The organism is Paenibacillus sp. 2003, assembly GCF_031455635.1.
GTDB lineage: Bacteria > Bacillota > Bacilli > Paenibacillales > Paenibacillaceae > Paenibacillus > Paenibacillus amylolyticus_B.
On record NZ_JAVDTB010000002.1, the window covers coordinates 1 to 20,536 of the forward strand.

The following is a 20,536-nucleotide window of genomic DNA, read 5'->3' on the forward strand; positions in this document are numbered from 1 at the left end:
CGTATGCTCGTATGCTCGTATGCTCGTATGCTCGTATGCTCGTATGCTCGTATGCTCGTATGCTCGTATGCTCGTATGCTCGTATGCTCGTATGCTCGTATGCAACAGTTTACCGCTCCCCCCGGAGGAAAGCAAAGTCCATCCTGTGAAAATACATCAACTATATTACACCATTCACACTATAGTTCATCCCTTAACTTTTATGAAAATATCTGATTCCAGAAAAACCTATGTTATAATTAGTTGTCATGTTATTCCAATTATTAAGTGAGAATTAATACAGAAAGGTGTTCATGCATGCTTGCCATTATACTCCTAGGTTCATTTCTGCTTTTTAGCCTAATATGTCTTACCCTATATGCTGTCTCCAGACGATCCAACAATCCTGATCGCTCAACAAGACTTGTCCTGCAAATGATTTTATTTATTTCAATCCTGGTCTTACTTGTGCAAGACTACATACTCAAAGAATTCCCTTCCAATAGCATTATCATTGTAGTTTTAATCATAACTTTAATCATCATCAGCTCTTCTCCTGATCAAAGTAAGAGGGCAGCAAATAAAACTACATAATCATTCCATTTGAAGCCCAACTAAAACCTCCATCATCGTGAGCTCAAAAAAGGGGTGTTCCATCATGTCATCTACATGACTTAATGGAACACCCCTTCCTAAATTACCAAACAATCATTCATGTAATTTGGTTTTATAAACTGAACTCCCAGTTAAACAGTAACGGAGAGTGCAGAACCAATCTGAAGAAGCGAAGCGTGCGCCTTTATCCCCGGATTTTACCCTTTAGAAAAGGGAATCAAAAAAATCCGGGGATAACAGCGATCGGAAGATGGTACTGCACTCGTAGTGGTCACGTGTAACACCCTGTAGTTCATTTTAGTTCACCCAACGTTACATCGAATCCCTACCTAAACATCCCCCACAGCTTAATCAAATGAAACGTATTGTTCGGATCAATCTTCTGCGCGAGTACAAACGCAACAAACTGCTCCTCCTGCGCCGGAGAGAAATTCTCATTCATAATGACAGCTGAAGACTTGACCAACCTTCTGACCTTGGCCTTATCTTGCAGATCAGACTTGGTCACGCCATCAATCAACTTTTTGATACGCTCTTTGACAGCGGGATTTTTCATCTTTAATTTGATCCGCTCCACCAGCTGCGGACTAATTCCATATTGTTGATAACCCAAAACGTATAGCACCTCCCAAAAGAATGAACTCACTTCTTATTCATATGTCGGGAGGGCTTGTACACTTGTCTTTTTTTACAAAGGTAATACGAAAAACCCGCTATCATGGCAAACATTAGTCAATCAGATCACCCTTGAATACTTGCTGTTGCTGTAGGAAATCACGCAAAGGTGCGTAGTCCATAGACGTCCAGAAGGTCGCATCCTCAATTAAGTGGGTCACGTCATCTCTAGCTTGTTCGAGCACAGCAAAATCGGCAACCATATCGGCAAGACGGAACTCGGGTAGTCCGCTCTGTTTGGTACCAAAGAAATCACCCGGACCTCGGAGATCCAGGTCCCGCCGGGATACCTCGAATCCATCCTCCGTTTCCGTCATGACCTTCATGCGCTCCGTTCCAACCTCCGTTTTGGGATCAGCAATGAGTACACAATAGGAAGCATGTGCACCACGACCGACCCGACCACGAAGCTGATGCAGCTGGGATAGACCGAAGCGGTCCGCGTCCATAATGACCATCAACGTTGCATTTGGCACATCGACCCCAACCTCGACAACGGTGGTGGAGACAAGCAACTGAATATCATTGCTGTAGAAGTCTCGCATCATCTCTTCTTTCTCCGCGGCTGTCATCCGTCCATGCAGCAGACCTACACGATATTTCGGAAAATTCTGCTGCATCTGCACATGCAGATCAATGGCATTCTGCACATCCAGCTTCTCCGACTCTTCAATGAGTGGACAGATCAGATAGGCCTGACGCCCCTGATCCACTTCTCTGGAGATAAACCCTAGCACCCGCTCCATCATATCGTGCTTAACCCAATACGTAGAGATGGGAATCCGTCCCTTCGGACGTTCCGAGATCGTGGATACTTCAATATCTCCAAAAGCCGTAATCGCAAGTGTCCGTGGAATTGGCGTTGCCGTCATCGTTAACACATCCGGGTTATATCCTTTGCGTCTTAAAACGCTGCGCTGATTCACTCCGAAGCGATGCTGCTCGTCCGTCACCACAAGGCCCAGATCACGGAAGAAAACATCTTCCTGAATCAGGGCGTGTGTACCCACCACAATATCAATCATGCCCATTTGCAACGAGGCGATCAGATCTTTACGTTTGCGTCCATTTACACTGCCCGTTAACAGCCCTACGGTTACCCCAAACGGTTCAAACAGCTTTTGCAGAGAGCGCGTATGTTGCTCTGCCAGAATCTCCGTAGGCACCATCAGAGCCCCTTGGAACCCAGATCGAACAGTCGTGTATAGTGCAATTGCCGCAATAACCGTTTTACCCGATCCTACATCACCCTGCAATAACCGATTCATTGCATAGGGCGAACGCATATCATGCAGAATTTCAAGCTCCACCTTTTTCTGAGCATCTGTTAATTCAAAAGGTAAACTGCGTACAAACTCACGAATCGTCGTATTGTCCGTAGTATGCACAACACCATCCATGCGATTCCGGTTGAGCGCGCGATACGCCTGCATTTTCAACTGGAACAGAAACAGCTCCTCATACACCATCCGCTGTCTGGCCTGCTGACCTTCCCGGTTGTCCTGTGGACGATGAATCCCCGCAATCGCCTGCTTACGTGGCATCAAGCTGTATTTCTTCATCAAGGAATGAGGCAGAATCTCAGGAATCATATCTCCGAATTGGATTAACCCTTGATTGATCGTTTTCCGCATCCATTGTTGCGTCAGCTTGCCAGTTACAGAATATACAGGTTGCAATGTACCTGAACGCCCATCGCCTTTATCAGGGAACTCCGAGTCAGTCACTGTCATCTGCATGCGTTTTTGTTCCCATTTTCCCGTAATCACAATCTCCCGATTGGGGGTAAGTTGTTCTTTGAGGAAATGGCGATTGAACCAGGTGGCTGTAATCATCCACTCTTCCGTCATGATCTTACAGGTAAGACGGGACTTTTTACCGTATCGTTGTAATACAGGAATACCCATTACCTGCCCCTGGACCGTAATCTTGTCCCCATCCTTCACTTCACTAAGTGAACGCAGACGATAATCCTCGTAACGGAAAGGATAGTACTCAAGCAGGTCTTTAACAGTAGAGATGCCAAAGGCGTGAAGCTCTCCCTCTTTGAGAGCACTCACGCCATTAATTTGCTTAACTGATATTTCTTCCAATTTCATGTCTAATCCCTCATTCCGGAACAGGCCACATAAAGATCGCAATGACACCAGGTCCAACATGACTGCCTATTACGGCTCCAATATTGGTATAGATCACTTCATTCAGTGTAAAATGACCCCGCAGCTGTTCTGCACAAGCGATCGCTGATCCCGGGTCAGCGGTATGACCTACCGCCAGGTTAACCCGTTTGCCTGCAAGATCCTTCTGGAACAGCTCAATAATGCGTGCCATTGCTTTTTTATGACCTCTGACTTTCTCAACTGCGTAGATAACGCCTTCTTCATCAATAGACAGGATCGGCTTAATGTTAAGCAACGTTCCCAAGATGGCTGAAGCTTTGCCAATCCGACCGCCTTTTTGCAGATACTCAAGGGTATCCACGAGAAAGAACAATTTGCGAGATTGTTGCATCCCTTCAATGGCAGCAGTGATCTCGACTGCTGACTTGCCCTGTTCGGCAAGTTCAGCAGCCTGTACTACCATTAGACCGTATCCATACGATGCTGACTTCGAATCCAGCACGGTGATGTCACCCTCACGCTCCAGCAAAGACTTGCCAAGCATGGCCGATTGGTAGGTACCACTCATGCCGGATGACAGGTGGATCGATACAATTGGGCGTTCCGGGTTCTCATCAAGAAGTGATTGGTACACATTCATGAAATCGGTTGGAGATGGCTGTGAAGTTGTAGGCAACACAGATACCTTCTTCAACTTTTCGTAGAACTGTTCCGAAGTCAGATCAATACCATCTGCATAGGTCTCTTCCCCGAACAGTACACGCAGCGGAACAATATGAATCCCGTATTTGCGAATGAGTTCTTCGGGAATATCCGCCGTACTGTCTGTTACTACCGCAACCTTGTGGCTCATGACTCTCCTCCTCTTCGCCAGAGTGCTATTGGTACCTGTTCAAAAACTCAACAAGAGACGTTTTGAACAACCTTTATTAGGACTCTACGGAGAACAAATAATAATACACAGGCTGTCCTCCACGATGTACCTCTACCTCAGCATCAGGATACTGTTCTTCAAGCCATGCAGCGAGGGCAGCAGTAACCTCAGGGTCCGCTTCGTCCCCTTCAAGGATCGTCACCACTTCATCTCCACTCTCCATCATCTGTTTGAGCAGACCTTCACATGCTTGAAGCATGGTTTCATCCGTCGCTACAATTTTGGAGTTATGAATACCGATATAGTGCCCCGCCTTAATATCCAATTCATCATATTGCGTATCACGAACTGCATGAGTCACTTGACCGGACTGTACCCGGCTGATGGCCTCCAACATTTGATCACGGTTTGTTTCCGCAGACTCATCTTCCTGGAAAGCAAAGGCAGCAGCCATCCCCTGTGGAATGGTCTTGCTTGGAATAACTGTAATCCGGCGCTCATCTTCAAGCAGTTCACGAGCCTGCTCCGCAGCCAGTACAATATTCGAGTTATTCGGGAGTATAAATACCTGCTCCGCAGCAATGGAACGAACCGCTTTTACAAAATCCTCAGTACTCGGATTCATCGTCTGTCCACCAGACAGAACAACATCAACGCCAAGACTTTGGAAAATCTCTGCAATACCGTCACCGGAGGATACCGCAATAAAACCATACGGTGCCATCTCATCTGCAGGAAGCACAGCCTCTTCCATACTGCGCGCTGCCTCAGGTGGAATCTCTGCAAACAATTCAGGTGATGGAGCAATGTCCATGCCTGCTGTCAGGAGATCCCGATGCTGTTCACGCATATTGAGAATATGAATCTGTGTAATCTCACCATAATGCAGCGCCAGGTTTAATACCTCGCCTGGTGTCTTGGAATGGACATGAACTTTGATGACTTCATCGTCGGCAATGATAATGATCGAATCCCCATTAACTGACAACGCTTTCCGGAATGCTTCGTCATCAAATGCCACTCCTGCGTTCTCTCCAAGCTCACGATTAATGAAGAATTCCATATCATACAGGAATTCAATATCTTCCGTTTCCAGTCTCGCCTGAGCAGACAATGGCATCTCCGGTGCAATCACCTGCTGCTGTGCAGGCTTCTTGATATCCACTTCTGTCGGTGCAGCCGGTTTCAAAGTAGATGCTGCCACGGATGGGGTTACTTCTTTGTTCAGTGAAGTACGACTCCCTCCGTCACTTTGCAGCAATACTTCCATAAAGCCCTCGTAGATATATACAAGCCCCTGACCACCTGAATCCACAACACCAACCTGTTTCAGTACAGGCAGTAATTCCGGAGTCATTGCCAGTGCTTCTTTTGCTTTTAACAAAACTTCATTCATTAATTCAGTAATATCATTCGTCCGTCTTGCGTAGTAATTGGCATGTTTTGCCGCTTCCTTGGCTACGGTAAGAATGGTCCCTTCAACGGGTTTTACGACTGCTTTGTAAGCTGCGTCAACACCGTTCTGCAGGGCTGCTGCAAATTGGAGCGTATTCAGTTCCTCATAGGGAGCAGCTGAACGGCTAAAACCACGGAACAATTGCGACAGAATAACTCCTGAATTCCCCCGTGCGCCCATAAGCAGGCCTTTCGATAGAATACCGGCAGCTTCGCCGATGGAGGCAGAACTTTTTCTTTTAATCTCTGCGACTCCTGCACTCATTGTCAAATTCATGTTCGTTCCCGTGTCACCATCCGGCACAGGGAAAACATTCAGGGAATTGACGTGCTCTGCATGCTGTCCAAGTTGTTCCGCTCCGGCAAGTACCATTGCGGTGAAATCTGTTCCATTTAAAGAACGTATACTCAAGTGAGAATTCCCCTTCCTAGCTTGATACACGAACACCTTGCACCAAGATGTGTCTGGTCTGTTCATGCGCTAACGCGGACTGCGTTATTCTTCGTCCATACCTTGTCCGGCACAGGCATACAATACAACATGTCAGCCGGATTAACGGTCTGGGCGGCCGGGCTACCAATATCCTGCACTCTCTGCACCCCTAACTTCGGGGCATACGGATATGCACCGGTATCAAGAGCCGGCATGAATGCCGCATGGAGACTGGTGCCAATGATGGAATGCCGCAGCTCACAGCGTTGCCAAAAAGCAGACCACCGACCTCTAAGTACGGTTTATTCTCCGACTTCCTCGCGGCAACAGCCTGTTCACCACTGTATTATGGACTACTCAACATTGTACTATATTAGACAGGAGAAATAAATAAAGTTTTTGGATCAGTTGACGAAGCTTTTTTAATTATGATATTATATTCAAGTATTGTTTTATGCAGGTTAAGTAATGGAAATGATCCGGTTCATGCCGGCTTAAACAACGCCATTAGCTACTGAAACTTGATCTTTATGATCAGGAAGAACAATTTAGTCCTTATGGAATGACTTTTCGTTTCTGAAGGCAACTGGTTATTTTAGGATAGGAGGTGTAATCTATGTCTCGCAAATGTTATGTGACAGGTAAGAAACCGGGCACCGGTAACCACGTATCCCACGCTAACAACCGTAACCGTCGTACTTGGGGCGTAAACGTTCAGAAGGTCCGCATTCTCGTTGACGGCAAACCAAAACGTGTATACGTAAGCACCCGTGCACTGAAAGCCGGTAAAGTGACTCGCGTATAATCACGCAAAGCTACTATAAATCGGGTAAGCAAAAAGCACCTTGTTCCTTGCAGGTGCTTTTTTGGTATTCAAAAAGAGGGATTCTTGAATACGCTCATTAACATGTGAATGGCCGCCGCATGGCGCTTCGCAGGTACGAATTCCAGATAAGACTGAGCCAAAGCGGCGGTATTCCCTGTTACCTTATCAATCGGATCAGTTCTTTTGAAACGTATTAAGAATCGCCTTTACAAACCCTCCCAAAAACTTCGGCAGTTTGAATGTGTAAAATTTCATAATTCACCCTCCCCATCATGCTCATGCGTCCGCCGTATCCTATGCTTCAGGCCTTCTTTACCTCAAACACGACAAAAAAGGCTACATGAGAAACCTGCTCATGTAACCATATTTATGCGGAACCTTCGATCCCTATTCCACAATGACAAGCCCGAAGATCAGGTCATTTACGTTTGGGCAGGAATATATTGATAGACAGCGATCATGAAAACACTCAGTACATAATACAGTATGCTGAATATGACAAAAGTAACCCGATGCCCGGTACGATCAAATTTGCGGAAATACATAATAACAACGCCTACCCCGATTAATGACGTAATAGCATTAAACGGGGATTGAATAACCGCAAACAAAGCAAGCACAAGTCCCGTCACGAGACTCGCAGCCATCGTCCACAGTGTCTCCTTGAGGGTCATGGATCAGCCTCCGTAGCTACGGCGAATTTCAGTAATCGCGGCAGCGCGATCCTCACGGCCAAATACGGCACTCCCGGCAACGAGCACATCTGCTCCAGCTTCCACCACAAGCGAGGCTGTATCGGCAGCAATTCCGCCATCTACTTCGATATGTACATCATGGCGTCCCTTTTCGTTCAACCAGGTACGAATCTGCTTGATTTTGTTCATGGTACCCGAGATAAATGCCTGTCCGCCAAATCCAGGATTGACCGTCATGACAAGAACCATGTCCACATCATCCAGAACTTCGAGAATGGCAGACGCTGGCGTTCCCGGATTTAGGGCAACTCCTGCCTTCACTCCTTGCTCCTTAATCAGATGAATAACGCGGTGCAAATGCACACAAGCCTCAGCATGAACGGTAATTACCGCTGCACCCGCTTTGGCAAATTCCTCAACATAACGCTCCGGATTCTCAATCATCAAATGCACATCGAGCGGCAAGCTTGTATGTGGAGCGATTGCCTTCACAATCGCAGGTCCAAGCGTAATATTAGGGACGAAATGACCGTCCATAACGTCAACATGAATCCAGTCTCCTCCTGCAGCTTGAGCTTCTGCAACTTCCGCACCAAGGCGGGCAAAATCAGCTGATAATATCGATGGGGCAATTTTAATCATGTTAATACCTCCGCTTCTTATCTTTCATTTCGGTCAGGAACAGCACATAGTGCTGATATCGGCTTTCGGAGATCAGACCTTCCTCCTTGGCCGCAAGCACACGACAGCCTGGTTCATGTGTATGAGTACAACCTCGGAATTTGCATTGATCTGCAAACTGGGCGAATTCCCGGAAACACGTGGAGAGTTCCTCCACACCGATCTCCAGAAAGTCCAGTTGGCTGAATCCTGGCGTATCTGCAACAAATCCACCATTATCCAACGGAATAAGCTCCACATGCCTGGTGGTGTGTTTCCCTCGTCCTAGACGCATGCTGATCGCATTGGTCTCCAGCGTCAGGCCCGGCATCAATGCATTTAACATTGAAGACTTGCCTACACCGGATTGTCCGGAGAATACGCTGATCTTACCAGCCAGACGGTCTCTGAGCAATTCACTGCCTTCACCGGTACGTGAACTTGTGGAGATCACTTCATAACCAACCTGTTCATACAATGCTTTCACTTCAGCAACAGTGTCTTTGGCTGGATCAGCCAAATCCAGTTTGGTCAACACTATGAGTGCATCCAGCCCCGCCTGCTCGATGTGAACAAGGAACTTGTCCAACAGGTTCAGGTTCATATCCGGTTCCTTCACAGAGAATACGAGAACAGCCAAACTTACATTGGCTACAGGAGGGCGGATAAGTTCCGTTTCACGCTTCCGAATTTCATCAACTGTTCCTTCTCCGTTCTCAGTCAACATGTAGCTGACCCGGTCACCTACAAGCGGTGAAGTTCCCCGCTTTCTGAAGATACCTCTGGCTCGACATTGAACGGCGGAACCTTCAACCGAAGGAACCCCGTTGTCTTCCACTGGCATGACATAATAGTAACCGCTTAGCGCTTTAACGATGATACCTTCTGGCATAGCTCCGACGCCCTCCTTTAGATGGTGGTACATTTACTCCAGACGCCAGCATAAGCCGCCCTTATGGACGGCTTGATGCGTTAATGACTTCCTTTTTCTTCTCTTTTTCCTTGCCGTGCCCCTTACCATTATTCATGGCAGAAGTGTCCTCATCTACGCTGTCACCCTCACCGTCTGCCGGTGTGGATTCAGGTTCACCTTCCTGATTGGGATCAACACTGCCTTCATCAACGCTACCTTCACCTGGATCAGGCTCATTTTCTGGCGGCGTCTCAGTGCTTTGTTCCGGGTCAATGGAAGGTACGTTTACTGTTCCGTTTTTGGCTTCACTGTAAGAGACAAGATACGTATCCAGGAACTGCCCATCACGATATACGGACACAGCCCCATTTTCATTTGGAGCCAGCACAAGCGGAATGGTCAAGGTCTGGGTTGAGTTCACGGTGCGTGTTCCCCATTCCTGATTCTTGCCGCGTGCGTCTTCATATGTGATACGGATTTTACTGTTTTTGCCCTCTTCTTTGGGTGAAACATTGATATTAAAAGGATATTCCAGCGCTTCGGGCGGATACCCTGTACTGATAAAGATTGTAATCTTATCGCCAGGACTAACCTCTGTGCCAGCTTCCACAGGCCACTGCTGCGTCACTTTCCCCTGGTCCACCGTATAACTTGATTCTTCCTGCACCTGAGCAAGCACAAGTCCAGCAGATTTCAGTTTTTCTTCGGCTTCACTGCGGGTAAGGTTCTTCAGGTCAGGCATTTTGACCGTCTCAGTACCTTTACTTACGATTAACTCAATCTGAACTAAAGCAGGATCAAATTCCTCATTCACACCCGGTGTCTGGGAAATAACAGAACCTGAAGTCACATCATTGGAGAAGTCATCTTTCCGCTGAATCTGATCTTCCTTGATGCCAAGCGCAGTCAGCTTCTTGACAGCCTCATCATAAGTCCCCTGTTTGACATCAATCATCTTCACCAGTTCTTTTTCTGCACCTACACTGATCTGGACCTCAGAACCTTCTTTGACGACATCGCCTTCTTTTCTGCTCTGGTCAAAGACAATACCAGGTTCGACCCCTTCCTGATAGAGACGGATGACCTCATCACTGACGACGAGTCCTTTCTCCTCAAGCATTTCGCGAGCCTTTTCTTCCGTCTGGGTGATCACGTTAGGCACGGTAACTTCAGGTACAACCAGCATACCCTTGACATACCATACAACGCCCACCATGGCGATTAGAATAAGAACGGTTAATGAAATGAGTAGTGCTGGTTTTTTCCAGTTCTTAGCTTTCGCTTTACCCCTGCCAGTTTCTTCGTCAGACTCCATCACTGGCACCGCACCTGTCGATGTAACTCCGCGCGGTTCAGGCTTGATGGCTGGCATCACACGAGTTTGGTCTATATCATCCTCATCCGGAAAATCAATCTTCGTTTCATTACGTCTCTCCGGCATCAGGCAAGTTTCAAGATCGGTCTGCATTTCCTTGGCCGACTGATAACGTTCCTGCGGATTCTTACGCATGGATTTTAAGATGACATTTTCCACACTTTGCGGAATCAATGGATTGAATTTGCGTGGTTCATCGAACTCTTCCTGCAAATGCTTCAATGCCACACTGATAGGACTTTCACCCAGAAACGGAAGTTGCCCGGTAAGCATTTGGTAAAGTACGATCCCAAGAGAATATAAGTCCGATTTTTCACCAGTAACGATGCCTTTGGCATGCTCTGGTGAGAAGTAATGTACAGAACCAACTACGGAACCGGTCTGCGTAATCGTTGTAGATGTAACGGCACGGGCAATCCCGAAATCCGTGACTTTCACGCGGCCATTCCGGCCAATTAATATATTGTGGGGTTTGATATCCCGATGAATGATTTGATTATGATGTGCATGATCAAGAGCATCTGCAATCTGGGAAGCGATTCGCACCGATTCGTCCACCTGCAGAGGGGCACGTTCTTTGATAATTTCATTCAGGTTTTTGCCTTCCACGTACTCCATCACAATATAATGAACGTCATCTTCCTGCCCCACGTCATAAATGCTAACTACATTCGGATGAGACAGCGATGCTGCCGACTGTGCTTCCCTGCGGAAACGGCGAATAAACTCTTCGTCATGAACAAACTGTTGTCTAAGGACTTTGATCGCTACATTCCGGTTCAACAGAAGATCCTGGGCTTTGTACACAAGAGCCATGCCGCCACCGCCGACACGCTCAATCACTTCATAGCGTCCGCCTAGCTGGTGCCCAATCATGACTCACACCCCGTTTCCGTATCCACGGAACCTTCCCTCTGCAACTCGAACAAAGCAACCGTGATGTTGTCGTCTCCCCCAGCAAGTAAAGCCAACTGAAGCAGTCGGTCTGCACGATCTTCCAATGCCAGTTCCAGATTGCCGGCAACCTGAATAATCTGCTCATTGCTGACCAGGTTACTGAGACCATCACTGCACAGGAGAAGAACTTCGCCTTCCTCCAGCTTGACGGTATCCAGATCTACCTTCACCTCGGCATCTGTTCCAAGCGCACGAGTTAGTACGTTGCGACGTGGATGATGGGACACATCCTCTTTGCTAATCTGACCATTTTTGAACAATTCATTCACCAGTGTATGGTCCTCGGTTAGCTGAATCACAGCTTTGTTCGCAATTTTGTAGGCTCTGCTATCACCGATGTGTCCAATAACACCTTCCGTATCGTTCAATAAAGCCGCAACCACCGTTGTTCCCATGTTGTGATACTTGTCATCTGTTGATGCCGTGCGGAAGATAACTTCGTTGGCATGCAAAATAGCATCGCTGAGAGCCGCAGACAGAGACGCATGTGACAGACCTGGTTCCAGTGTTCCCAGATCTTGTACCAACGTCTCTACTGCCAAGCGGCTTGCCGTATCCCCTGCAAGATGTCCACCCATGCCATCGGCAACTATACCCAGAATATATCCTGTATCGAGATTACGAATCCAGGCTGAATCTTCATTCACCGAACGCACTCGTCCGATATGGCTCACATGAACTGTTTTGATCAAAACGTTCTCACCTCAACTCCATATGCTTTGCACGAAGCTGACCGCAAGCGGCAGCAATATCATGTCCCTGTTCACGACGAATGGTTACATTAACACCCTGTTCCGAGAGAATCTTCTGAAAATTGAAAATGTCACTTCTCGATGTTCTTACGTATTTGCGTTCAGGTACATGGTTAACCGGAATCAGATTCACGTGGCATAACATGTTCTTAAGCACACTTGCCAGTTCTGCTGCATGCTCTGGCTGATCGTTTACCCCACCAATAAGTGCATACTCGAACGTAATTCTCCGACCTGTTTTGGCCAGATAATAACGAAGGGACTCCATCACGTCTTCAAAAGGAAAACGACGGTTAACCGGCATCAATTTCGAACGCAGTGCATCATTTGGTGCATGGATCGAAATGGCGAGGTTAATCTGTGTATCTTCATCCGCAAACTTGTAGATGTTCGGAACGATACCGCTCGTGGATACCGTGATGTGACGCTGACCGATGTTCAGCCCTTTTTCATGAATCATAATGCGCAGGAAAGTCATCGTAGCTTCATAGTTTTCGAAAGGTTCACCCGAACCCATGATCACGATGCTGCTGACACGCTCGCCCCGTTCATCCAAAATTTTCTGAGCCTGCACAACCTGGGCAACAATCTCCCCAGCCGTAAGGTTACGCTTGAGACCACCCAATGTGGATGCACAGAACGTACAACCAATACGACAACCAACCTGTGTGGTTACACAGATGCTGTTCCCGTAGTTATGCTTCATGATTACTGTCTCAATGGCATGGTCATCATGCAGACCAAAGAGGAATTTAACCGTTCCATCCTTGGATTCAAACTTGGTAATTTCCTTAAGCGTTACAAATTCAAATTGCTCTGTCAGTTTTTCACGCAATGGCTTGGACAGATTGGTCATTTCACTGAAATCATTCACGCGTTTTACATAAATCCAGTCAAAGATTTGGCCACCGCGAAACGCCGGCTCCCCATTCTCCACAGCCCATTGCTGCAGTTGTTCCAGAGAATAATCATATATAAAAGGTTTCATTTTGTTGTCAACACCTATTCCTTCTTTTCTTTTCGTTGGCTTCCTTCTTTTCGTTCCATTCGTCCTATTCTATCACAAAGACCACGTTACATCCATGTATACCCTTGATATCTGTACTTCATGCATTATAACATCTCAATGCCGCCGTCGCACCCTGTCATCACATTCTCTGACAATTATATCGAAGTCTCATCACAAAGAAATCCGCCGAAGTTCCCCTCGGCGGTCATACTTCCGTGCTCTATTAAACTGTTATTCCACTGTTTTTGTCAACCGTGCGATGAAAAATCCGTCACTGTGAGCGTATTGTGGCAAAATCTGAATACCACCGTTCACAACCTTCAAGTTCGCTGTCTCCGATTCAGACCAGACGGATGTTTCTGCTGGACTATATTCCGGATGTCGATTCAAGAAGTCTGCAACCATATCCTCATTCTCAGCAGGCTCAATCGTACACGTGCTATACACCAGAATACCACCTGGTTTTAACAACGGCGCAACCTGATCAAGCAATTCACGTTGCAAGCCTGCGATATCTCCGATATCTTTTACGGTTTTGGTCCATTTCACATCAGGCTTGCGGCGAATAACACCCAGACCTGAACATGGTGCATCCAGCAAAATGCGGTCAAACGACGCTTCCGGATAACGCTCGTTCAGATCAAGAGCATCTCCAGTTACAGCATCGATGCAGCTCAGACCGAGACGCTCCGCCTGATCCAGGATCAACTGGCGCTTATGAGCATGTACATCATTCGCGACAATACGACCGCGATCCTGCATTTTCTCCGCCATGTGAGCTGTTTTACCACCTGGAGCTGCGCAGCAATCCAATACAAGTTGGTCTACCTCTGGCGTAACTGCTTCAGCGACAAGCATGGAACTTTCGTCCTGCACAGAGAACAACCCGTCCCGATACCAGGACGTTAGAGCCATGTTTCCGCCACTACGTACAAGAATTCCATCGGAACTCAGCTGAGAAGCTTCAACGACTGCACCTGTACTAGTCATCTCATGCATCAGTTTCTCCCGTGTGGTCATTGTTGTGTTGACCCGGACACTCACCGCTGGCGGCTCATTATTCGCACGACAGATCGCTTCCGCCGTCTCTTCGCCGTACTGGGCAATCCAGCGTTCAACCATCCATAACGGGTGGGAATGCTCCAGTGAAATACGTTCGGCAACGGGCAGATGTTCTGGAATACGAAGTTCATCCCGATTGCGGATCATATTGCGGAGCACTCCATTCACCATACCCGAGATTCCCTGATGGCCCAGTTTCTTCGCCAGATTAACCGCTTCGCTCACCACGGCATGCTCCGGAATACGATCCAGGTATATCATCTGATATACGCTGATTCGCAGCAGGCTACGAACCCATGGTTGCAGTTTGGATACTCCTTTGGCGACGTAACGTTCCAGAAAATAATCAAGTGTATTTAATCTGGCGATTGTTCCATACACCAATTCGGTAGCTAGTCCAGCATCTGCTGGGCTTAAATCCGCCTCTTTCAGACGGCGGTTCAACTCTAGATTACTGTATGCTCCATCTTGCTCAACAGCACTCAGAACCTTGACTGCCAATGTACGAGCAGATGTTTTGGGTTGCTGGGAGCGAGATGCACCACCCGATTTACCCGAATTCGGACGACGGTTTCCTTCACGTCCGGATGAATTTCCATTAGCTTTCTGGCCTTTTCCTGACGAACGACCTGGTATGTTACCGCTCATCGCAGCACCGTTCCAGGTTTCAGTGTACCCCCGCGAGCAAAGTCAGCGGCCTGCATCACCTTTTTGCCTGCAGGCTGCACTTCAGTCAACCAGAGAGACCCATTTCCTGTGCGGACTTCAATCCCTGCCTTGTTTAATTGCAGCACCGTTCCCGGCTCTGCTTGTCCAGCATCCGAAGAAGTCGCCAGGTCCACCTGATTGGGATTAGCCGCAGCCCAAATTTTAAAGACCTGATCATCCCACATCGTAAATGCACCGGAGAACGGCACAAGACCACGAATCTGATTGAACAGTTCGCGTGAAGTACGACTCCAGTCCATTTTCTCGTCATCCCGAGTCAGATTACGAGCATACGAAGCCTCAGCATCATCCTGGGGGACCGCCGTTGTCTCGCCTGCAATCAATCGTGGCATTTCTGCCTGAAGCAGTTTGGAACCAGCCTCACTTAATTTATCAAACATCGATCCTGATGTATCTTCATCCGTAATTGGCAGTTCCACACGCGAGATCATATCTCCGGTGTCCAGGCCTTCAGCCATATACATCAATGTGACTCCTGTCACGGATTCCCCGTTAATAATGGAACGTTGGATCGGGGCTCCTCCGCGATATTTCGGCAAAAGAGATCCATGCACGTTCACACAACCACGAAGAGGCATATCCAGCACGGCTTTGGGCAGAATCTGTCCAAAAGCCGCGGTCACGATCAGATCCGGCTTCCATTCAGCCAAGCGGGCTACGGCTTCCGGATCACGCAATTTAACAGGTTGAAACACCGGCAGACCATGGCGTTCTGCCGCGGCCTTAACCGGTGTTGGCGTAAGTACTTTTTTGCGTCCCTGTGGTTTATCAGGCTGAGTCACCACACCCACCACATTGTACCCCTCTGCAATCAGCATATCGAGAGAAGGAACTGCAAATTCAGGTGTTCCCATAAAAACAATATTCAAATCGATCACTCCTTAATTACGACGCGGTCCCGTTTGATCGGCTGCAATTTCATACACTTTCTCGGCGACATCCGTAAAGAGTACGCCATCCAGATGATCAATCTCATGCTGGAATGCACGGGACAGCAAGCCACTACCCGTAATGATCAGCTCTTTGCCTTCACGATCCAGACCTTTAACCGTAACGGTCTCGAAACGGCGAACATCACCATTAATTCCAGGGATACTCAGACAACCTTCAGGTCCGAATTGCTCTCCCTCACTTGCAATGATCTCCGGGTTAATCATCTTGATCAGCCCTTGCTCATCACCTGCGTCGATAACAATCAGACGTTTCAAAATACCAACCTGCGGCGCAGCAAGACCTACACCTTCCGCATCGTACATGGTATCAGCCATATCATCCAGCAATTTTTGTACGTTTGGTGTAATTTTGGTTACTTCTTTGGCTCTCTTGTGGAGCACTTCATCTGGCTCTTGCACGATAATGCGAATCGACATGTTGTAAGCACCTTCCTAATCCTCATCATAATTTCAGGACGATATCTGTATTTTTGGGGTATTCATTTTAATCTATGTTTATACCGCTTGTTTACATCCGCATTGCTGCAAAATGCTTACATTAACATCTGCGGGTCTACATCCAGACTAATAAGCAATTTCTGCGCCTGAACATCATCATCCATGCGCCGGGCCGTTGCCAGAGCGAGTCCTATGGCGTCTACATCCCCCCGCCATTTTATCATACATTGGAATCTGTATCTATTCTTGATCCGAGGAATCGGAGACGCTACCGGCCCTAGTACATCAAAGGCATCATTGCTGAATCGATCCAGACTGCCGAGCCATCCGGCTGCATTAGCCTTCTCTTTTAGTATTCGCGTGTAGTTCTCGGCAAGACGAATCAATACCGGAAGCTGCTCATGCGAAAAGGTCACCAGAATCAGGCGACAGTAAGGCGGATATTGCAAATTGCGACGGTGCAGCAATTCCTCACGTACAAACGACACGTAGTCATGCTGACTCGCATGGCCAATGGAGTAGTGTTCCGGCGTATAGGACTGAACAAACACTTCACCAGGCAATTGGTGCCGACCAGCTCGGCCAGCTACCTGTGTTAATAACTGAAACGTTTTTTCCGCAGCACGGAAATCAGGTAAATTCAACGCTGAATCCGCTGTTATTACGCCAACCAGGGTTACATCCGGGAAATCAAGTCCCTTCGCAACCATCTGGGTGCCCAGCAATACATCCGCCTTTTTCTCACGAAACTGTTTCAGCAGCTTCTCGTGCGCCCCTTTTTCCGTTGTTGTATCCACATCCATCCGAATGACCCGAATACCCGGAAAGAGCTTGGCAAGCTCTTCCTCGACTCGCTGTGTACCTGTACCAAAGTATCGAATGTGCTCGCTTCCACAATCCGGACACACTTCCGGAGCCGCTTCCGCATACCCGCAGTAATGACAACGGAGATTATTCGAGCGCTGATGATACGTTAATGAAATATCACATTCGGGACAACCTGCCACATATCCACAACTTCGGCACATAACAAAGGTCGAATATCCACGGCGATTCAGCAGAAGCACCGTCTGTTCACCACGCTCCAAGCGCTCCTCCAACCCTTTGTGTAAAGCCCTGCTGAACATGGAGCGATTGCCATCCTTCAACTCTTCACGCATATCAACGATCCGCACTTCAGGTAACTTGTTACCCAGTGCCCGTGTTGGCATCTCCAGTAAGAGTGGTGCAAAATCATCATTACTCTGCGAGCGTGCCGCGTAATAACTTTCCAGCGAAGGTGTCGCTGAACCCAGAACAACCACGGCCTGGTGCTGCTGTGCTCTTTTTACGGCTACATCACGGGCATGATATTTCGGAGTTTCCTCCTGTTTATAGGAAGTCTCGTGCTCCTCATCCATAATGATTAACCCAAGCCGACTGAATGGAGCAAATACGGCTGAACGCGCCCCAATCGCAACCTTCACCTGACCCTCACGAATCTTGCGCCATTCATCATAACGTTCACCACCAGACAGACGACTGTGCATAACAGCAACTTGGTCGCCGAATCGCCCTTTAAAACGTTCTACCATCTGTGGTGTGAGTGCAATCTCGGGCACCAGTACGATAGCCTGCCGATCCTGTTCGATGCATTGTTGAATGGTTTGAAGGTAGACTTCCGTCTTGCCACTTCCGGTAACACCATGTAACAAAAATACCCCATGGCGTTGTTCCTGCAATCGGCCATTGATATTGTCGTAGACAAGTTTTTGTTCATCGGTCAGAACCAGCGGTTCAGTCGCTTTGAACGTCCTGCCCTGATAAGGGTCACGGAAGACCTCAACGTCCTCGGTGACGATCAGTCCCTTTTCCTCAAGCCCTTTAATGGTTGCGGCCGATACCTGTAGTGTAGATAACACTTCTTTCATCGGCATGGGCAGCAGTTCTTTCATTTCCAGCAAAAAAGCCAGAATCTCCTTCTGTCGCTGTGCTTTCGCCGGGAATGAAGCAAGTGCTTCCTGAGCAGCAGCAATATCTACAGCCAGATCAACGGACTTCATTGTTTTTTTATTTAACTTGTCCTTGATGGCCTGACTTTCCAGCAGCACGCCACCAAGCAATAATTTCTTAATTAGTGCAGCATGATTGGGATATTTTCGACTCAGTTGTTGTAGCGGTACCTGACCCCGACTTTTGACAAAACGGATGATATCCTGCTGTACTTTCTCGGTCGTAGACTCTTCTCCCCAAACAAATAACACCTCATCATCCGGTTGTGCACCCGCCATCTGTCCATCAAGTGCATCTCCCAGCGAGATGTATCTCTCTGCTTTCCCTTTCAATGCCGTCGGCACCATGACCTGCAATGACAAAATCCGGTTACTGGCATAACGTCCACTCATCCATTCGGCCAACTCAACCAAATCCTTTGACAACGGGGGAACAATGTCCAGCAACTCCTGAATCTGCTTAAGCTTGAATGTTTCCTCTCCGGTACGCGGCACAAGATCAATCACGAATCCCTGTACCGTCCGATGACCAAAAGGTACACCCACCCGGCTGCCAATCTCGATCCATTCCCTCATCGATTCAGGTACCAGGTAATCAAACGGCCGGTCTGTTTCCTTCACGGGAACATCGACTATGACCTTGGCAATCTCCATATCCTAATTCCTCCCGGCAATGCGCTCCGCCGCAATCCGGAGCAACCGATGAGCCACATCGTCCTTGGCCATCACTTGAAGCTCCTCCACCAAACCTTCCCGGTCATAGATATGTACCGCGTTGGTGTCTGTTCCAAATCCTGCACCCGTGCGGGTTACATCATTGGCTACGATCAGATCACAGTTTTTCCGTTCCAATTTCTCACGTGCATACATCTCAACGGACTGAGTCTCCGCAGCAAAACCAATCAAAAACTGATGGGTTTTCTGTTGGCCCAGCGTTTCAAGAATATCTATATTTTTAACAAGTTCTAGCGACAGCGTGTCGCCTTTCTTCTTGATCTTCTCGGTGTAAACTTCCTTTGGACGATAATCGGCAACTGCCGCAGCCTTAACCACGATATCAGCATCGTCCCACTCGCGTGTTACCGCTTCATACATATCCTGTGCAGACTGTACAGGGATCAACTCAACGTTCTCCGGTGGCTTGGCTTGGGTACTGCCCATAACCAATTTCACATCTGCCCCCAGATCACGCGCAGCTGCGGCTATGGCAAATCCCATTTTGCCAGATGAATCATTCGTAATGTATCGTACTGGGTCAATGCGCTCAATCGTACCTCCAGCCGTAACAACAACCTTCTTGCCATGTAACAATGGAGCTTGTCCCTGCCGGCTAATGTCTGTAGACTCGCGCTGTTCAAAGAAACGTTCCACCACATCCACAATGCTCTCCGGTTCTTCCAGACGTCCCTTGCCCACATATCCACACGCAAGCAGGCCTTCACCTGGTTCGATCATCATAGCGCCTCGTTCAACAAGTAGGTTCATATTATGCTTTACAGCTGGATGATCATACATATGTACATTCATCGCTGGAGCAATCATAACAGGGGCTGTCGTGGCAAGAAGAGTTGTTGAGAGCATATCATCTGCCATGCCATGTGCCATCTTGGCAATCACATTGGCAGTTGCCGGAGCAACCAGAACAAGATCCGCCAGATCCGCCAGATGAATATGAGATACGACTGCTGGTTCACGCTCATCAAATGTATCGGTATATACGGTGTTTCGGGTTAACGTTTGCAGCGTCAATTCGGTAATAAACTGTGTAGCGGAAGCTGTCATAATGACATGAACATCCGCACCCTTTTGCACCAGTCTGCTGCATAATGTTGCTGCTTTGTATGCGGCTATGCCGCCTGTCACACCGAGCACGATTTTTTTACCGTTCAACATGTTTATTTCCCCCGATATTTATACGACGTCTAAACAATGAGTTCATTGAAATATGCTTATTCGTAAAAAAATAACAACCTCGCGGTTGTCAATTAATCCGGCTTGCGCCGTATGCAGTTGAAGAGCAGCCGC

The 20,536-nt window shown here is 47.8% G+C and carries 17 protein-coding genes; 1 reads left to right on the plus strand and 16 read right to left on the minus strand.

Annotated elements, in window-relative coordinates; all coding sequences use genetic code 11:
- Nucleotides 1–919: 919 nt before the first annotated feature.
- The 4 genes from J2X75_RS12055 to J2X75_RS12070 form a co-directional block, all read right to left on the minus strand.
- A complete protein-coding gene (locus J2X75_RS12055) occupies nt 920–1,207 on the minus strand; it encodes a stage VI sporulation protein F (RefSeq protein ID WP_036614589.1) in 288 nt (95 codons plus the stop codon).
- A 115-nt stretch (nt 1,208–1,322) separates the two neighbouring features.
- Nucleotides 1,323–3,368 carry an ATP-dependent DNA helicase RecG gene (gene recG / locus J2X75_RS12060; protein WP_310336802.1) on the minus strand — a complete coding sequence of 682 codons (2,046 nt, stop codon included), beginning with the start codon at nt 3,366–3,368 and terminating at the stop codon, nt 1,323–1,325.
- Nucleotides 3,369–3,378: 10 nt separating this feature from the next.
- The gene (locus J2X75_RS12065; RefSeq protein ID WP_310336805.1) at nt 3,379–4,242 is read right to left on the minus strand and encodes a DegV family protein; all 864 of its coding nucleotides are present in this window, start codon (nt 4,240–4,242) and stop codon (nt 3,379–3,381) included.
- Nucleotides 4,243–4,318: 76 nt separating this feature from the next.
- Entirely contained in the window at nt 4,319–6,130 is a 1,812-nt protein-coding gene (locus J2X75_RS12070) for a DAK2 domain-containing protein (protein ID WP_310336808.1), read from the minus strand.
- Between the two features lie 637 nt (nt 6,131–6,767).
- Here J2X75_RS12070 and rpmB point away from each other — a divergent pair.
- Complete coding sequence (rpmB, locus tag J2X75_RS12075) at nt 6,768–6,956, plus strand: 50S ribosomal protein L28 (protein ID WP_017687459.1); 189 nt, start codon at nt 6,768–6,770, stop codon at nt 6,954–6,956.
- A 195-nt stretch (nt 6,957–7,151) separates the two neighbouring features.
- Here rpmB and spoVM read toward each other — a convergent pair whose 3' ends face one another.
- The 12 genes from spoVM to coaBC form a co-directional block, all read right to left on the minus strand.
- The gene (gene spoVM, locus J2X75_RS12080) at nt 7,152–7,232 is read right to left on the minus strand and encodes a stage V sporulation protein SpoVM (protein ID WP_019424875.1); all 81 of its coding nucleotides are present in this window, start codon (nt 7,230–7,232) and stop codon (nt 7,152–7,154) included.
- 167 nt (nt 7,233–7,399) lie between these two features.
- On the minus strand, nt 7,400–7,651 hold the full coding sequence (locus tag J2X75_RS12085; RefSeq protein WP_091014322.1) for a hypothetical protein: 252 nt from the start codon (nt 7,649–7,651) through the stop codon (nt 7,400–7,402).
- A 3-nt stretch (nt 7,652–7,654) separates the two neighbouring features.
- On the minus strand, nt 7,655–8,314 hold the full coding sequence (rpe, locus tag J2X75_RS12090) for a ribulose-phosphate 3-epimerase (RefSeq protein WP_105599609.1): 660 nt from the start codon (nt 8,312–8,314) through the stop codon (nt 7,655–7,657).
- 1 nt (nt 8,315) lies between these two features.
- Nucleotides 8,316–9,224 carry a ribosome small subunit-dependent GTPase A gene (gene rsgA, locus J2X75_RS12095; protein ID WP_017687455.1) on the minus strand — a complete coding sequence of 303 codons (909 nt, stop codon included), beginning with the start codon at nt 9,222–9,224 and terminating at the stop codon, nt 8,316–8,318.
- Between the two features lie 61 nt (nt 9,225–9,285).
- On the minus strand, nt 9,286–11,496 hold the full coding sequence (pknB, locus tag J2X75_RS12100) for a Stk1 family PASTA domain-containing Ser/Thr kinase (RefSeq protein ID WP_105599611.1): 2,211 nt from the start codon (nt 11,494–11,496) through the stop codon (nt 9,286–9,288).
- Entirely contained in the window at nt 11,493–12,269 is a 777-nt protein-coding gene (locus J2X75_RS12105; protein WP_091028658.1) for a Stp1/IreP family PP2C-type Ser/Thr phosphatase, read from the minus strand. Before J2X75_RS12105 ends, pknB begins: the two co-directional genes overlap by 4 nt.
- Before the next feature lie 7 nt (nt 12,270–12,276).
- A complete protein-coding gene (gene rlmN / locus J2X75_RS12110; protein ID WP_036614609.1) occupies nt 12,277–13,317 on the minus strand; it encodes a dual-specificity RNA methyltransferase RlmN in 1,041 nt (346 codons plus the stop codon).
- Nucleotides 13,318–13,569: 252 nt separating this feature from the next.
- Entirely contained in the window at nt 13,570–15,048 is a 1,479-nt protein-coding gene (gene rsmB / locus J2X75_RS12115) for a 16S rRNA (cytosine(967)-C(5))-methyltransferase RsmB (RefSeq protein ID WP_310336823.1), read from the minus strand.
- Nucleotides 15,045–15,998 (minus strand): methionyl-tRNA formyltransferase, encoded by a 954-nt coding sequence (fmt, locus tag J2X75_RS12120; RefSeq protein WP_091014311.1) that lies wholly within the window; start codon nt 15,996–15,998, stop codon nt 15,045–15,047. The genes rsmB and fmt overlap by 4 nt, the downstream gene beginning before the upstream one ends.
- A 12-nt stretch (nt 15,999–16,010) precedes the next feature.
- Nucleotides 16,011–16,499 (minus strand): peptide deformylase, encoded by a 489-nt coding sequence (gene def / locus J2X75_RS12125; RefSeq protein ID WP_017687449.1) that lies wholly within the window; start codon nt 16,497–16,499, stop codon nt 16,011–16,013.
- 116 nt (nt 16,500–16,615) lie between these two features.
- On the minus strand, nt 16,616–19,165 hold the full coding sequence (gene priA / locus J2X75_RS12130; protein ID WP_105599619.1) for a primosomal protein N': 2,550 nt from the start codon (nt 19,163–19,165) through the stop codon (nt 16,616–16,618).
- A gap of 3 nt (nt 19,166–19,168) precedes the next feature.
- Entirely contained in the window at nt 19,169–20,404 is a 1,236-nt protein-coding gene (gene coaBC, locus J2X75_RS12135; RefSeq protein WP_105599620.1) for a bifunctional phosphopantothenoylcysteine decarboxylase/phosphopantothenate--cysteine ligase CoaBC, read from the minus strand.
- Between the last annotated feature and the right edge of the window lie 132 nt (nt 20,405–20,536).